Raw genomic sequence first — 16,124 nt, 5'->3', positions numbered from 1 at the left:
TGCGGTTGCCTGCGTATATGCCCTACCGTAGTTGATTTCTCAAACCGCACCTAGGCCCTGTGGCCTATTCCGAACATGGCTAATAAAAAAACTGTCGTCATCGGCGCTTCCGATAATCCCTCGCGCTACTCCTTCCAGGCCGTGAACCGGCTGAAAAGCTACGGGCACGACGTAGTGCCGGTGGGTATCCGCAAAGGCCAGGTGGCCGGCCTCGACATTCATACCGATAAGCCCGCCGTAGAGGGTGTAGATACCGTGACGCTGTACGTGGGCCCGCAAAACCAACCCGCCTGGCAGGACTACATTCTCGGCCTTAAGCCGAAGCGCATCATCTTCAACCCCGGCACCGAAAATTACGAGCTGGAGAAGAAGGCCCAGGCGCAAGGCATTCAGACGCTCGAAGCCTGCACCCTGGTGATGCTTTCGGTTGGCAATTACTAGACGGAGCCCTGAAAGAATAAAACGTCCTGCTTCATCTGGCGTCCGCTTGTCGAACCGCAGGTCGGCGTAGCCAAGCATCTCTACCGCTTCGTCGAATAGTAGATTACTATCAGCAGAGATGCTTGGCTTGCGCCTTCCTTCGGTTCGACTGCGCTCAGCACTGCGTTCAGGGAGTGCAAAATGACTTCTCTGACAGCTCCTGGCAATTAGCTCATCAGCCCCGGCGACCCGCGTTGCCGGGGCTTTGTGTTTCTGTTGGTGTACTAGCTTAATGAATATATATTTTTTTTATTGATTATCAATCACTTAACCAAAAGGCTTAGTTGGCTTGCAACTTTTTTCGCTGCCTCAGGCAACGGCTGTTCCGCGGCTTCCATCTTACCACCAAACGACAACGCTACTGCCCTACCACTACCTTTCTGAGCTGTGAACGAAGTTGAACTCATAAGTGCTTGTCGGCAAGGCAGCGTCCGGGCGCAAAAGCTTCTCTACGAGAAGTTTGCCGGACTGATGCTGACGGTGTGCCTGCGCTACCTGCGCCAGCGCGCCGATGCCGAAGAAGCTATGCTTACGGGCTTCGTGAAGGTGTTCAGAGCCCTTGAACAGTACCGCCACGAAGGCTCGTTCGAAGGCTGGATTCGCCGCATCATGGTCAACGAGGCCCTAGGTCAGCTTCGCCGCAAAGAGCCCCTGCACCTGGCCATCGACGACATGGTAACCGACGTGCCGGCCACCGCGGCCACCGCCGACAGCGACCTGGCCGCCGCCGACCTGATGCAGCTGCTCAACGAGCTGCCTGCCGGCTACCGCACGGTGTTCAACCTCTACGCCATCGAGGGCTACACCCACCCCGAAATTGCCGAGCTGCTGGGCATTTCGGAGGGCACCAGCAAATCGCAGCTCAGCAAGGCCCGGGCCATGCTGCAGCGCCGCCTCGGCGCCGCCTCGGCCCAGGCATCCACCTCCTCACCGAAAGAATATTATGCGACCGGAAGATATTGATAAGCTGTTTCGGGACAAGCTGGAGCAGCACCCAACGCCTCCCCCGGCCAACCTGTGGTACGATTTGCAGGAGCAGCTCGAGCCGCAGGAAGAAAAACGCCGCGGCGGCTTCTGGATGTACGCCGTAGCGGCGGCCATTACCCTGCTGCTGGTAGCCGGCGGCGGCTGGCTGATGTGGCGCACCGGCGGCATATCCCAACAAGGAACTTCGGCCACTGCCCCGCTGGCTTCCAACACTGCCACACCTGCCCCCAATACTACCCCCGAAACCCCTGCCCCGGTTGGCTCTGGTACCGAACCCAACCTAGGCGCCGCGCCCCAGGCACCGGCCGTAGCTGCCCCCTCCGAAGCCTCCGGAGCTTTGGCCAAAGCAGCCACGCCCGCCGCACCAACGCACAAAGCCGAGCCCCAGCCGGCCCGCAACGAACAGCTTATGCTGGCCAGCACGAAGCGCGCTGCAGCGCGCCAGCGCCAAGCCACGGGCGTTGTGCCTGTGCGGGCTACCGAAGTCGAGCCCCAGGCCCTTGCGGCTCGTGCGGTGCAGGCTCCGGCGCCGGCCCTCACTTCTTCGCCCGAACTGGCACCGGCTAGCAGCACTCCGGCAGTAGCAGCTGTCAGCCAGCCCATTGTGGGGCCTATTGAAGTGGAAGTACGCCAGCAACCGGCCGCGCTGGCCGTGGCGGCCGCCGAAACTACCCCGCAGGGCCGGACGCGGCCCACGGTGTTCGGCGTAATCAAACAGGTAGGCAAAATCGCCCGCGGCGAAAAACCCGACCTGACGGAAGTTGGCCTGCCCGCTAACCCTGCCCTCACGTTGCAGGCCCACGTGGGCAACCGCACCCTTACCAAAACCATTGCGCTGTAAGCCCGGCTTACGCCCTCTCCTCCTCCCATTCCCGACTTTTCGCCCTTGCTTGTTATGAAACCTGCTTCGTTTCTCGCTGCTCTTTCCGGCCTGCTCCTGGCCAGCTCCGTGGCCCACGCCGGCACCGCCCCCGCCCCCGACGACACCATTGTGGTAAAACTGCCCAACCAGGTGTCGATGACCATCTACGCCCGCAACAAGCAACAGCTGCGCGAGCTGCGGGCCTACAAACTCGACTCGCTGATGGTGCTGCTCGACGGTTACATTACCCAGGCCGAACGCGCCGGCACCAAATCGGCCAACGGCCAGGTAACCATGGAGTTTTACCCGGCTAAGGACAAACCCACCAGCAAAGCCGCTCCGGAGCAGGTGCGCGTAACCGTGCGCGGCCAGCAGCCCCGCACCGACCGCGTAGAGGTAACCATGGGCCGCGTGTTTGGCGTGACGGTGGAAGAATCGACCGACGACAAAGGCGAAGACCACGTGTCGGTGCGCCTGGGCACCTCGGCCAAAAACGACTCCCTCGACCAGGCCAAGCGCGTAGCTAAGCAACAAAAGCTCAGCGGCAGCGACTTTGGCGTGGATGTGGGCCTGAACGCCCTCACGAACCGCGGCGACGCTCCCGGCGACCAAAGCTTCGACCTGCGCCCCTGGGGTTCGCGCTACGTATCCCTGAAGTGGCAGTACTGGACGCGGGCCGGCAAAAACAGCCCGGTGTACCTGCACCTGGGCCCTGAAATTGCTTTCAACAACTTCATGTTCGAAGGCAACAAAGTGCTGGCCGAGGCCGGCCAGCGGACCACCGCCATTATCGACGATCCGCAGAACCGCGACCTGGAGAAAAGCAAGCTGGCCATGACGACGCTCAACCTGCCGGCCGGCATTACGCTGCGCCTGCGCAACAACGAAGGCAAGGAGACGTTCCGCATCGGCGCGGGTGGCTTTGCCGGGTACCGCCTCAGCTCGCACACCAAGATTAAGTACGAAAACGAAGGCCGCACCAACAAAGACAAAGACCGCGGCTCCTACAACCTGGAGGATTTCCAGTACGGCCTCACGGGTACCCTAGGTGTGCACAACTTCAACCTGTTTGCCAAGTACAACCTCAACGAGCTGTTCAAGGACAACCGCGGCCCCAAAGCCCAGGTGCTCAGCTTCGGCCTCACGTCGGTTTTCTAGCCGAACCAACAGCCTAGGTGCTTGCTCTTGGCCACAGTAATTGACCCAGGCACCTAGGGCTCCGGCAAACAGCAAGCGGCCAGCGGGTATTCCGCTGGCCGCTTGCTCGTTTAGGGGCCTGGTGCAGTTCAGTACCAGGGCATTGCTACAGCAGCATAGCTAAGGTGCCGTTTTTCTTGGCGCGTAGCAGCAGGACAGCTTGCAGCAGCATGCGTTTGCACTTGCTGTAGCACTTGGTGCGGCGGCGGAAGCGGGCCAGGTAGTGGCGCAGCAAGCTGTTGCAGCTCTCCACCGAAGTGGTTTCGGCCTTGCTGCGGTAGTGCAAGTGGATCGGCACCAAGGCCCGGTACGGCCGGTAGTAGTCCGTGCACACGAGTTGGAACGCGTGGCGGGCCAACGAGGCGAACAGCCGGGCGCCGGTCGCCTCGTCGCGGGCGCCAACGACGGCATCGAGCACCTGTTTTCGCTCCCGGTCTACCGCGAGCCAGACCCAACAGGCGTTTTTTTCTGCCCCACGTAGCTGTGCAACTCGTCCACTTCCCCGATGCGCACGGCCTGCCCCGGCGCGTCGGTCGCTTGCTGTTGGGCACGCTGGCCGTACGCCCGCACCCAGCGCAGGATGGTCACGTTCGACACGCCCAGCACCCGCCCGATGGCGCGCAGGCCCAGGCCTTCCAGGTACAGCTTGAGCGCCAACTGCCGCTGCTCGTCCGGATAGGCCACGCCCACACCGCCCGTGTAATTGTAGCCGCAGGCCAGGCAGCGGTAGCGCTGCTTGCCCCGCATCAGCCCGTTTTTGCAGTTCGAGTCACTGCCACACCGAGTACATTGCATACGGCCAAGTTACCTGAATCTACGCGGTGTAGCAATGCCAGTACCAGAGTGGCTGCTTACAGATGCCGGAAGAAATTATCGAGCAGGATGGCGGCCGAAATGGCTACGTTTAGGCTTTCGGCGCCACCTTGCCCCGGAATGTGCAGGCGCTGGGTAAGGCAGGCTTCTACCTCGGGGGTAAGCCCGTGCGACTCGCTGCCCATTACCAGTACGCCTTTGGGGGTAAGCTGCTGGCGGTGCACGTTGTCGCCGTGCAAATCGGCGCCGTACACGGGTAGGTCTTTGGGCAGGTGAGCCAGCCACTCGGGCAGGTCGCGTTGCCACACCCGCACCCGCGTAAACGAGCCCATGGTAGCCGCCACGGTTTTGGGGTTCCAGGCATCGGCGCAGGTTTCCGACAACACCACTCCGCCCAGGCCGTACCAATCGGCAAGCCGGATGAGGGTGCCCACGTTGCCGGGGTCGCGCACCTGGTCGAGGGCCAGCAGCAGGTGGCCGGGCTTGGCCGCCAGCGGCGCTTCCTCCGGAATGCGGGCCACGGCCAGGGCCGTGTCATTGTGCTGCAGGGTACCTAAGCGGGTCAGCTCATCCGCCGAAACCATGTCGACCGGCACGCCTTTGGGAGCCGGCGGAAGGCCGGGCGCGGCGGCAAACTCAGCCGTGAGCAGCAACCGTTCCACCTGAAGTCCGGAACTTAGCAGCTCACGCACGCTTTTTGCGCCCTCAACCAAAAAGGCTCCCGTGCGCTGACGATATTTTTTTTGGTGCAGTTGCTGCACGTACTTGGCAACGGCTTTCGAAACCATTCTTTGTTTGTGATGCTACCCTGGCCGCCTCGCAAGGCCTCCTGGACAACGTTAGGTATTGTATCGGCAACGCTGCTGGCGGGCTGTTCGCCCATGCGGCTACTGGGTCCCCGCCAACAATTGCTATCCGAAGTAAAGCTGGAGGGCGTGGGCCGCGCCGACCGCGATGCCCTGGCGGCCCTCTACCGGCAGGAGCCCAACCGCAAGTTTCCGGTTCCGCTGCTCGCAATTTATAACCTCGGCTACACCTTTTACAGCCCCGAGCGCGCCGAAGCCCGTTTGCAGGCTACCCGCGCCCGCTACGCCGCCCTTATCGCCGAAGCCGGCACCGACTCGGTAACCGTGGGCAAGCTGCTGCAGAAGCGCGAGCGAAAGGTGCAGCACCAGCAGCAGGTAATTGAGCAGGGCAACGCCATTATGCGCCTGGGGCAGGCCCCGGTGATACACGACTCGACCCTGACGAGCGTAACGGCCGACCAGATGCGCATCTACCTCCGCTCGCACGGGTATTTTCGCTCGCGGGTGCAGGCCACCGATACCGCCCAAAACCGCCGCGTAACCGTTACTTACCGCATTCACGAAGGACAGCCGTTTCAGGTGAGCGAGCTGCGCTACGACATTGCCGACTCGGCCGTCGCCCACGCCATCCGCACCGACTCGAGCCGCTCGCTGCTGCGCGTAGGCCAAACCTACAACGAGGAGCTGATCGGCCGCGAACGTTCGCGCATCGAAGCGGTGCTAAAAAACGCCGGCTACTACGATTTCCGGCAGCAGTACATCACCCTCGAAGCCGACACCAGCTACGCGCCCTACACCGTGCGCCTGCTGCTGCAGGTAGCCAACCCGCCCGGCCAGCCAGCGCACCGCTTGTACTCGGTGCGCAAAGTCAGTTTTGTTACCGATGCGGGCATAAACCGCTTTGGCATTCAGCGCGATACGGTGCAGCGCAACGGCGTGTACTACCTGGCTTTCAACCACCGCTTCAGCACCCGTATACTCGACCGCAAGCTGGCCGTGCGCCCCGGCGACCGGTACAGCCTGCAGAACACCATCCAAACACAGCGCCAGCTTTCCGGCATGGATGTGTTTCGGTTTGCGGGCATCAATTACCAGAAAGTAGCGGCCTCGGCCGATTCGGCCCGCTTCGGCCAGCTCGATGCCACGATCAGCACCACGCCCATGAAGCGGTTTCAGGAAACCACCGAACTGGGCGGCACTTACGTAGCAGGCCTGCCGGGGCCCTTCGGTAATTTTCGGGTGCGGGTGCGCAATGCTTTCGGCGGCGCCGAGGTGCTGGATATCGGCCTGCGGGCAGGCCTAGAAGGCCAGTACATTCTGGCCAACGACGCCAACGAGGGGCGGCAGGTAGGCAACCAGCGCACCACGCAGCTGGGCGGCAACATCAACCTCACGCTGCCCCAGTTTCTGCTGCCCTGGCACTCCAACCAGCTGTTTACGCGCTACAGCCCCCGCACCCGCCTCAGCACCGCCTACACTTACGTAAAACGCCAGGAGTACACGCGCACCAACCTGGAGTTTACCTACGACTACATCTGGCAGCACAGCGCCTACAAGCAGTTTATTCTGACGCCGCTGGACATCAGCCTGATCAACACGTCGGCCATCGACGACACGTTTCGGGTGCGGCTGGGCCGCCAGCCCAACGGCCAGGCGCTGCTCCGTAGCTTTCAATCGGTATTGGTGCCCAGCGCCAATGCCACCATGCTCTACAACACCAACGATTTCAACCAAACCCAGGACGCGCGCTACCTCCGGCTGTTTGCCGAAATCGGGGGCCTAGGTCGGGGCCTTTACACCCGTACCGATGAGCTATCGGCAGGGCGCATCGGGCAGCGCAACACCAACATTAAGGTCTATGATTTTCTGCGCCTTAGCGCCGATTACCGCTGTTACCATAAGCTGACTTCGCGCCAGTTTCTGGTATGGCGCCTGAACGCCGGCCTGGCCCGGGCCCTTACGCGCACCCAAATCCGCGATTCCGCTGCCGAGCCCTTCCGCTCCGTGGCCATTATCCCCTACGACCGGTACATGTTTGCGGGGGGCGGCTCCAGCGTGCGCGCCTGGCTACCTAGGCGCCTGGGCGTGGGCTCGTACCGCAACCCGCAGTTGGTGCGCAGCGAGTCGATTGAGCAACCCGGCGAGCTGCTGCTCGAAGGCAGCCTCGAATACCGCTTTCCCATTTACGACTACATCTACGGCGCGGCCTTCACCGACTTCGGCAACGTCTGGACGCTCGACGCCGACCCACAGCGCCCCGGTGCCAACTTCGAAGCCAACCGTTTCTACAAGGAGTTCGCGGTGGGCTCCGGCCTCGGCCTACGCCTCGACTTCACGTTCCTGATCGTGCGCCTCGATTTTGCCGCCAAAGTGTACGATCCTACGCAAGCGGCCGGGCAGCGCTTTGTATTGCCCAAAGCGGCCATTTTCAACACGGCCAGCAGCAACAATCTGCGCCTGAACATAGGTATTGGGTACCCGTTCTAAAAACTTTGTAACGCCAGGCTTGGCATATTAAAAATTGTGTTAAATCTGACAAGGTGCAATTACCATATTATCTAAACACCTAGATTTGTTATCTGAACACCTGTACCTTGTAGCTAAAGGTGGATGAAGCCAAACTAAATTTTGGATTTTACCATCATTCAGCTGAACACAGGTTTGATTTAGGTTTCCAACTCATAGTACGTTATGAAAACATCTTTACTAGGCCTGAGCTTCGCCGCGCTCTGGGTCATTTCCCCCCAATGGGTTTGGGCTGAGGGGTCGAAGCAGTTGACGCCAAACACGAACAATGTTGCCCTCACTGATCCGACCAATACACGTTCGGGTTACCTTTCGCACGATGATAACCTGTTGAATGGCATCAATGTGTCGCTGGGCTTCCTTAAGCCCGCTTCTTGGACTGGTCCTACGGGTGAAGCTTTTTCTGCCGACTATCGGATGTACATCCACATGGAGCCTGGCGAAACGCTTCACTACGGCGTGCACCGCATTCCGATAGATCCAGCGGCTACGGGTGTTGCACAGAGTGACCTAGTAATAACGTTGCGTTACGGAGCGGGAGCAGGTCAAATTGTTAAACAAGATGTACTTGCACGTGACCCCAATAGCGTAGGCCAATCAACCCTGCTTCAGCAGCAAGGTGTTATTAACACCGGAGCTGAAGCTTTTGCCGGCCCGCAACCCGCTGCTGGCGGTTACAACGCCTTGGTATACACCAACAACACAGGCGCAGCACAAGACTTTTATGTCGAGTTTACCCAAGTCGGTGAGGAGAACATGACGGATAGCAACAAGCGTTCCGCCTATGATTTCTGGGACTTCACGGTACGCGCTAACGGCGTAGAAAAGCCCGGCCGCCTGTACAGCAAGCACTGGGGCTTCTTCGCTGGTAACTCTGGAGGCACAAATAACTTCCAGAACCGCCTCTCGTCTACTTTCAAGCTCTACCCGATGGTGGAAAGTAGGCAGGCTCCGGGGCAGTATTACGTAAAGGAAGTGGAGTTGGCTGGTATGCGCCCCCTCTCGTTCTACTTCGTAGCCAACGAATTTGGCTCAACAACTGCCGTAGGTACTACTATTGAGGCCCGGCGTCGTAGCCAAACTACCCGGACTAGCTACACACAATACCCTGCATTTGTAAACAACCCCGACCCGGCGGTTTGGCCGAGTGCTCCCACTCCTACGGTAAGCGTAACGCCTCGCCCGTACTGCCGCAATGGCGTTACCGAGGTGGCCTTTACCACACAAAGCGCCGAAACCGGTCAGTTCGATATTCTAATCGACATTGACCGCGACAACGTGCGTGACGCTGACGAGCCATTACTGCGTCAAACGCTACAGGCAGGGGTACCTAACACTGTAATCTGGAATGGTCGTCGGAAGGCTGCTGGCGACGTTGATGGTAACTCGCCTACGGGTACGCAAGTAGCTGCAGGCACTACTATTCGCTTCGATTTCACCAGCTTTGGTGCCCCTGTTAACTTCCCGGTGTATGATGCGGAAGGTAACCCCGATGGTTTCCGGGTGCGGAACATACGTCCTGCCAACGGCAACAACTTCGATCTGCTTTATTGGGACGACACTAACCTTACTGCCTTCCCAACTGCAATTCGGACTGCCCAGCTATCGGGTGTAAGCTCCGCAACCGGAGCCCACGCTTGGGGTACCACAAACGATGAGGGTAACAACTATACCGTAAATACTTGGACTTACGGTTTCTCGGTATTCGTTGGTGACACTGAGTTTACCTATAGCTCTGCCTGCGACAACGACGGAGATGGTGTTGCAGATGCAACCGACATCGACGATGACAACGACGGTATCCTTGACGTAGTCGAAGCGATGAGCACATCGGGCACCAGCGCGAGTAGCATTGACCCAAGCAGCTTCGCGGATGGCAGCTCCCCAATTCTCTACCTCGACGGTGCTTACGTTCACCCAGTATTAGGTGCTTTCCGCGACCTGAACAACGATGGAGTAAATGACATTTTCGACACGGACCGCGACGGTATCCCAAACCACTTTGACTTAGACTCTGACAATGACGGCTTGTCCGACGCATTTGAGGCGGGTACCACAGCTTTGGTTTGGACAAGCAACAACGGGAACAACCGCAGCGCTTACAGCGAAGCTCAAGGTCGATTTGTAAATACGCTAGGAAGTATCGCAAATGCGGTTGGTGCCAATGGTTTGCCTAACGCTGTAGAACTTCGTACTTCAAATAACACAGAAGTAGACAACGTTAGATACACCCTCACCGACAATGATTCGGATAACTTCACTGCATCCAACGCTACAGTAACCAATTATAACTTTCTCGATGTTGATTCCGATAACGACGGCATTTCTGATGAGATAGAAGCCCTGACTACATCAACATACAACTTACGCAAAGCCGCTATTGACTTCAACATCGATACAGATGGTGACGGCATCCGTGATGCTTACGATGGCAATAATGGCGGCAATGTTATTAACACGCGCAACAACAATCCCGATGGTGATGCAATTGCCGACATGTTCGACAACGATTCGGACGGCGACAACGCTACCCGCGTCAACCTACCCATCTACCAACAGACCGCCGACTGGACCGAAGGCTTTGATACCGACCGCGACGGAAGAGCAGGTGATGAGATTGTTGCCTTGGCCCGTCTGTTTGCCGTAAACAACCCGTCGAAAGCATCTTACTACAGCGTAGTTGTACCTGGTAGCGGCACGGTGAATTCACCTTTCCTGCAGGATTCGGACAACGACGACGTACCCAACTTCCTCGACATCAACAGCACGTACTTCCACGACGACAACTTCAACGGCCTTGTGGATATCTACGACCCGGCCTATGGCGGCATGCCGTCCACGGCGCCCAAGCGCACCGTGGCCCAGACCGATGTGGACTTCCGATCTGCGGATATTCTGACGCCGCTGCCGGTTGAACTGATCGAGTTTAAGGCCCAGGCCAATGGCCTCGACGGTCTGCTGACTTGGGCTACGGCTCAGGAGAAAAACAACGCTGGCTTTGAGCTGGAGCGCTCGAGCGACGGGGTGAACTTCGAGAAAGTAGGCAATGTGGCCGGTGTTGGTAACAGCAACCGTCGCAACGATTACCGCTTCGTTGACAAAGGAGCTGGCAAAGTGGCCGGACTGCGCTACTACCGCCTGCGCCAGGTTGATGCCGATGGCAAGAGCGCGTACAGCAACATCCAGGCAGTGATGTTCTCGGGCTCGAAAACCAGCCTCGTGGTGGTTTACCCCAACCCCACCGCCGCCGATGCCAAGCTCGACCTGACGAGCCTGCCCCAGGGCACGTATTCCGTTGAAATCCTAGGTGCTGAAGGCCGCCACGTGGCAAGCCTCGAAGGCAAAGGTGGCGAACTGCTGCCGCTACAAACGAGCCGCTTCGCCAAGGGCTCTTACATTGTGCGTGTAAGCGGCAATGGCCAGGCCCACGTACTGAAGCTGGTGAAGATGTAATCATCGCACAGCACCACAAAAAAGCGGCTGCCGGATTTCGGCAGCCGCTTTTTTTATAGGTTGACAGCACGGGCGGCCGACCCCTCCGCACACAGGCTTTATTCCTACCCTAGGAACACAGTTGCCCTTGAGGTGCTGTTGGCTTTGCGGACGCCTAGTGTATTTTAATACTCATAAAACAGCAGCGGCGGTGCCTACCCAGGCACCGCCGCTGCTGTTTTAAGCTGGCTTGAACTAAACCTTAATAAGCGAGCAGCTCGGCAAGCGCTGCATGCACTTTCTCAGCATTGGGCAGCATTTGCTTTTCGAGCTCTACGTTGAGGGCAATGGCGGGCAGGTTGGCAGCACCTAGGGTAAACACCGGCGCATCGAGCTCCTGGAAGCAATGGCGCTGAATACGGCCCGCCAACGATTCGGCAAACGAGTTCATTAGCGGCTCTTCGGTGAGCACCAGCACTTTGCCGTGGCGCAGCGTGGCGGCCTGCACGGCTTCCCAATCGAGCGGGTTCAGGGTGCGCAGGTCCAGGATTTCGACCTGGCCGGGCAGCTGCTTACTGGCGGTTTTGGCCCAGTACACGCCCATGCCGTAGGTGATTACCACGCACGAGTCGCCTTGCTGCAGCTTCTCGGGCGAGGCCTGCTGCACCACGTTGGCTTTACCTAGGGGCACCACGTAGCCGGCGGCCGGCTCAACGGTTTTGGCATCCTCGGTGCCGGGCACTTTGCTCCAGTACAGGCCCTTGTGCTCGAGCATCACCACGGGGTTGGGGTCGAGGAAGGCGGCGCGCATCAGGCCTTTCATGTCGGCGGCGTTGGAGGGGTACACCACCTTAATACCGCGGATGGTGAGCAAGGTGCTTTCGACGGAGCCCGAGTGGTAGGGCCCGCCACCGCCGTAGGCCCCAATTGGTACGCGAATGAGCGACTGTACCGGAAACTTGCCGTTGGAGAGGTAGCACGATTTGCTCAGTTCCTCCACCAGCTGGTTGAGGGCCGGCCAGATGTAGTCAGCAAACTGGATTTCGACGATGGGTTTGGCGCCAACCGCCGACATGCCCGCCGTGCTGCCCACGATGTAGGCCTCCTGAATGGGCGTGTTGAACACGCGCGTATCGCCGTACTTCTTGGCCAGCAGGGCCGCCTCGCGGAACACCCCACCCAGCTCGCCGCCTACGTCCTGGCCGTAGAACAGCGCCTCCGGAAACTCGCGCAAAATGTCGTCGACGGCGTGCAGGGCGGCATCCACCATAATGGCTTTGTCGGCCCCGGCGGGGCTGCGTTCACCGGCCTCTTCGGTCACGGCTGCAGGTGCAAACTCGTGCTCGGCGAAGGTAGCCGGGTCGGGGTTGGGTGCGGCCAGGGCGCGCTGGTAATCTTCCTGCACCGTGGTTTCAGCCTGAGCTGCGGCGTACCCTAGGTCGCCTTCGGAGAAACCTTCGGTGAGGAGCTGCTGGTGGAAGCGGGGCAGCGGGTCGTTTTGCTGGTGCTGGGTTAGGTTGTCGCCGCGGTACCACTCCCGCCGCACTCCGCTGGTGTGGTGACCTAGGAGCGGGCATTTGGCGTGTACCAGTACCGGGCCGCGCGTTTGGCGTACGTGCTGCACGGCGGCCTGCATGGTCGCGTAGCTATCCACGAAATCGGCGCCGTCGCACTGCAGGCGGTGCAGGCCCTTAAAGCCGGCCGCAAACTCGTAGGCATCCATGGCGCGCATTTCGCGGCCCGTGGCCGAGATGCCCCACTCGTTGTCCTGCACCAGGTACACGATGGGCAGCTGGTGCAGCACGGCCATCTGCAGGGCTTCCGCTACTTCGCCTTCCGTCATGGCCCCATCGCCGATGGAGCACAGCACTACTGGCTGCTCGTCGGCGGCTTTCAGCAGGCCCTGCCCTTCGAGGTAATGCAGGCCGTGGGCCATGCCGGTGGCCGGAATGGCCTGCATGCCCGTAGCCGAGCTTTGGTGCGGAATTACCGGCGCGCCGGGCCGGCGCAGCGAGGGGTGCGAGTAGTACGTGCGGCCACCCGAAAAGGGGTCGTCGCGCTTCGCCATCAGTTGCAGCATCAGCTCGTAGGGCGTAATGCCCAGGCCAAGCATAAAAGCGTCGTCGCGGTAGTACGGGGCGCAGTAGTCGGTTTCGCGCAGCTGAAAGGCGGCGGCCAGCTGAATGGCCTCGTGGCCGCGGGCCGTGGCGTGCACGTACTTGGCCGTTACGGCTTTGTTTTCTTCGTAGAGCCGGGCCATGGCCGCCGATGTCTGCATCAGCCGATAGGCTCGCAGCAGCGTGGCGCGGTCGGGATGCGCGGCGGTAGCCGGGCTAAAGTCGGTTTCGGGAGTTTCCAGGGCGGTGGGAGCTTGCATCGGTATTATACGCGGTGGCGAAGGGCCGAATTTACGGCATAGCGCCCATACCGCCGTGGGCCGGCCCTAGGTCGTGAGTAGCCAGCGGGTGGCCTCGTCCGGGTTTTCGAAGGCTTGGTACTGCACGGCTTTGGGCTGATACTGGCTGATCCAGGTAACGGCACCTAGGCGGGCAAATACGTTTTGGCTGAGCAGCACGGCGCAATGCGAGTATCCCGCCTCGGCCGCGGCCTTGGGCAGCCACTGCTCGGCCACCCAACGCTGCGTTGCCGGCGGCAGAGGCGGCATTTGCCGCTGGTCGCTGAGCACGCGGTGGCACCCGGTGAGCCGCATGGCCAGCAACAAGCCCTCGAACACAGCCGTAGCTACCTCGGGCTGGGTAGCACCGGGCCGCCACTCCAACTGCAAATAGCCGGGGTGCACCTGCACAACACGGGCGCCAGCGTTGGCAAATAATTCGCGCGCAACGGGAGGTTCGGAAAACGATTTGGGCATTAGAAAGAAGTTGCGCAGGGTGAGTAGCGGACTGTTGGCGTTCGGGACTACAATGATAGGCAGGTTTGGCGTAGTACTACACAGGTAATACACCGGCCCTGGCTCCGCCCAACCGGTACTGGGCTGGTTGGCGGGCTGCCGGGGCCGTTGCCATCGCCGAAAAACCGCCACCTTTGCGGTGACAAAAAACAGCCGCGTGGCTGACATTGGTCAGGATTTGGGTTACTGCCGGGCTCTTATTTCGCCCTTGCAAATCAGCCCAACCAGCCCATGAACGCTACGCTCCTCTCCCCTGCCTTTGCCCCTGCCATGACGACCGATACCGACACAACGCTCACGCCCTTTCGCCAGAACGTAGAGCAATGGATGCGCTCCTTTCAGAAGTGGCTTTACACCACGCTCGAAACCACCGACGGCGGCGCTACCTTTCAGCCCGACATCTGGCAGCACCACTCGGGCGGCGGCGGCGAAACGCGGGTAATCCAGAACGGCAACATCCTGGAGAAAGGCGGCGTGAATTTTTCGGCCGTGTGGGGCCAGATGGACGAGCGGGCCGCCCGGCAGCTGCTGATGCCCGACCCGCGCTACTTCGCCACCGGCGTATCGGTGGTGCAGCACCCGCGCAGCCCCATGGTGCCCATTTCGCACATGAACGTGCGCTACTTTGAGGCCGGTAACGGCGAAGCCTGGTTTGGCGGCGGCCTCGATCTGACGCCGATTTACGTGGACGTGAAGCAGGCCCGCTGGTTTCACGAGCAGATTGCGGAGGTGTGCGAGCGGCACAACCCCACATACTACCAGCGTTTTAAGGACTGGGCCGACGAGTACTTCTTCCTGACGCACCGGCAGGAAACCCGCGGCGTGGGCGGCATCTTCTTCGACCGCCTCACGGTGGGCAAAGATGGCGACCGGGACGAGCTGTTTGCCTTCGTACAGGATGTAGGCGAGGTGTACGGCCGCACCTACAGCGAGCTGATGCGCCGCAACGCCGAGCTGCCCTACGGCGAGCCCGAAGTGCAGTGGCAGATGGTGCGCCGCGGCCGCTACGCCGAGTTTAACCTGGCCATCGATAGGGGCACCAAGTTTGGCCTCGAAACCAACGGCCGCACCGAAAGCATCCTGATGAGCCTGCCCCCGCGCTGCGAGTGGCACTACAACCTGCGTCCCGAAGCCGGCACGCGCGAGGCCGAAACGCAGCAGTGGCTGAAAAAGGGCGTAAATTGGCTCGACAATTCGCCCACTTCGCTTGATTGAACAACTGCAGGAGCTTGATCGGTGGCTGCTGGTGTCGGCCAACAGCGCCCACACCCCCGGCCTCGATCGGCTGATGATTTTCTTTACCGACCGCTTTGTGTGGTTTCCGGCCTACCTGGTGATGGTAATAGCCCTGGGCTATTACTTCGGCAGGCGGGCCGCCCTGCTTTTGCCCCTGCTGGGCGCGAGCGTGGGGCTGGCCGACTTCATATCGAGCCGTTTCTTCAAGCCCTACTTCGCGCGCCTGCGCCCCTGCCACGACCCGCAGGTTTCCGAAACCCTGAACCTGGTGAACGGCTGCGGCGGCAAATTCGGCTTTATCTCCTCGCACGCGGCCAACGCTTTTTCGCTGGCCGTGTTTGTATGCCTTGCGCTTCCCCGGCGCTTCTGGCCCGTTAAGGCGCTGGTGCTGGCATGGGCTGCCCTCGTAAGCTACAGCCGCATTTACCTGGGGGCACATTACCCCACCGATGTGCTGGCCGGCACTACCCTAGGTGTTCTGCTGGCCTGGGGCTGCTACTGGCTGTACCTGCAAGGCGTGCAACGTTGGTGGCCTCAGCTAACAGCTAACAGCTAACAGCTAACAGCTAACAGCATGATACTGAAAAAGCCCTCCGGCGTTGGCCGGAGGGCTTTTTTAATGCTGGCTGAACCAGCTATTTTTTGGCGGCGGGCTTGCGGTTGCCGGTGTGGCCGTCGCCCCGGTCGCCCTGGCCGGACTTGCTGGTTACGTGGGAGTTGTGGCGGTCGTCCTGCGACAGGGAACGGTTCAGATCGACGTTGCTGGTGAATTCGCCCTTTTCGTTGCGGCGCACGTAGCGCTTGTCGCCGGGCGTGGGTTCTATCAATTCGCGTTTGCTCGACATGGCGGGGAATCGGTTAGGTACTGCACCGT

At 60.3% G+C, this 16,124-nt stretch carries 14 protein-coding genes; 8 read left to right on the top strand and 6 right to left on the bottom strand.

The window, feature by feature from the left end; genetic code table 11:
* Positions 1–75 precede the first annotated feature (75 nt).
* The 4 genes from OIS50_RS04450 to OIS50_RS04435 all read left to right on the top strand — a co-directional run bounded on the left by OIS50_RS04450 (position 76) and on the right by OIS50_RS04435 (position 3,487).
* Entirely contained in the window at positions 76–441 is a 366-nt protein-coding gene (locus OIS50_RS04450; RefSeq protein ID WP_264693122.1) for a CoA-binding protein, read from the top strand.
* Positions 442–867: 426 nt separating this feature from the next.
* Positions 868–1,443: an RNA polymerase sigma factor gene (locus OIS50_RS04445; RefSeq protein ID WP_264693121.1), complete on the top strand. Its 576-nt coding sequence runs from the start codon at positions 868–870 to the stop codon at positions 1,441–1,443.
* Positions 1,424–2,308 carry a hypothetical protein gene (locus OIS50_RS04440; protein WP_264693120.1) on the top strand — a complete coding sequence of 295 codons (885 nt, stop codon included), beginning with the start codon at positions 1,424–1,426 and terminating at the stop codon, positions 2,306–2,308. Before OIS50_RS04445 ends, OIS50_RS04440 begins: the two co-directional genes overlap by 20 nt.
* A gap of 54 nt (positions 2,309–2,362) precedes the next feature.
* Positions 2,363–3,487, top strand: a complete 1,125-nt coding sequence (locus OIS50_RS04435; RefSeq protein WP_264693119.1) for a PorT family protein — start codon at positions 2,363–2,365, stop codon at positions 3,485–3,487.
* A 145-nt stretch (positions 3,488–3,632) separates the two neighbouring features.
* Here the strand turns inward: OIS50_RS04435 and OIS50_RS04430 are convergent, their stop codons facing one another.
* From OIS50_RS04430 to OIS50_RS04420, 3 genes are read right to left on the bottom strand one after another with little or no spacing between them, the layout of a single operon-like run.
* Complete coding sequence (locus tag OIS50_RS04430) at positions 3,633–3,944, bottom strand: IS1 family transposase (RefSeq protein ID WP_264690536.1); 312 nt, start codon at positions 3,942–3,944, stop codon at positions 3,633–3,635.
* Between the two features lie 17 nt (positions 3,945–3,961).
* The gene (locus OIS50_RS04425) at positions 3,962–4,321 is read right to left on the bottom strand and encodes an IS1 family transposase (RefSeq protein ID WP_264690537.1); all 360 of its coding nucleotides are present in this window, start codon (positions 4,319–4,321) and stop codon (positions 3,962–3,964) included.
* Between the two features lie 56 nt (positions 4,322–4,377).
* Positions 4,378–5,127, bottom strand: coding sequence for a TrmH family RNA methyltransferase (locus OIS50_RS04420; RefSeq protein WP_264693118.1), 750 nt, complete (start codon positions 5,125–5,127; stop codon positions 4,378–4,380).
* Positions 5,128–5,139: 12 nt separating this feature from the next.
* On the opposite strand from OIS50_RS04420, the gene tamL reads away from it, so the two are divergent.
* Both tamL and OIS50_RS04410 read left to right on the top strand, forming a co-directional pair.
* Positions 5,140–7,632, top strand: coding sequence for a translocation and assembly module lipoprotein TamL (gene tamL / locus OIS50_RS04415; protein WP_461657600.1), 2,493 nt, complete (start codon positions 5,140–5,142; stop codon positions 7,630–7,632).
* 204 nt (positions 7,633–7,836) lie between these two features.
* Positions 7,837–11,124 (top strand): T9SS type A sorting domain-containing protein, encoded by a 3,288-nt coding sequence (locus tag OIS50_RS04410; protein WP_264693116.1) that lies wholly within the window; start codon positions 7,837–7,839, stop codon positions 11,122–11,124.
* A 241-nt stretch (positions 11,125–11,365) separates the two neighbouring features.
* Here the strand turns inward: OIS50_RS04410 and OIS50_RS04405 are convergent, their stop codons facing one another.
* Positions 11,366–13,480 carry an alpha-ketoacid dehydrogenase subunit alpha/beta gene (locus OIS50_RS04405; RefSeq protein WP_264693115.1) on the bottom strand — a complete coding sequence of 705 codons (2,115 nt, stop codon included), beginning with the start codon at positions 13,478–13,480 and terminating at the stop codon, positions 11,366–11,368.
* Positions 13,481–13,546: 66 nt separating this feature from the next.
* Positions 13,547–13,975 (bottom strand): hypothetical protein, encoded by a 429-nt coding sequence (locus tag OIS50_RS04400; RefSeq protein WP_264693114.1) that lies wholly within the window; start codon positions 13,973–13,975, stop codon positions 13,547–13,549.
* A gap of 309 nt (positions 13,976–14,284) precedes the next feature.
* On the opposite strand from OIS50_RS04400, the gene hemF reads away from it, so the two are divergent.
* Both hemF and OIS50_RS04390 read left to right on the top strand, forming a co-directional pair.
* Positions 14,285–15,229 carry an oxygen-dependent coproporphyrinogen oxidase gene (hemF, locus tag OIS50_RS04395; RefSeq protein ID WP_413617041.1) on the top strand — a complete coding sequence of 315 codons (945 nt, stop codon included), beginning with the start codon at positions 14,285–14,287 and terminating at the stop codon, positions 15,227–15,229.
* The gene (locus tag OIS50_RS04390) at positions 15,222–15,806 is read left to right on the top strand and encodes a phosphatase PAP2 family protein (protein ID WP_264693112.1); all 585 of its coding nucleotides are present in this window, start codon (positions 15,222–15,224) and stop codon (positions 15,804–15,806) included. Before hemF ends, OIS50_RS04390 begins: the two co-directional genes overlap by 8 nt.
* Before the next feature lie 79 nt (positions 15,807–15,885).
* Here the strand turns inward: OIS50_RS04390 and OIS50_RS04385 are convergent, their stop codons facing one another.
* Complete coding sequence (locus OIS50_RS04385; RefSeq protein ID WP_264693111.1) at positions 15,886–16,095, bottom strand: hypothetical protein; 210 nt, start codon at positions 16,093–16,095, stop codon at positions 15,886–15,888.
* Between the last annotated feature and the right edge of the window lie 29 nt (positions 16,096–16,124).

It is taken from the genome of Hymenobacter sp. YIM 151858-1 (genome assembly GCF_025979705.1).
Lineage (GTDB): Bacteria > Bacteroidota > Bacteroidia > Cytophagales > Hymenobacteraceae > Solirubrum.
This window is presented reverse-complemented; position numbering and strand designations above follow the sequence as displayed.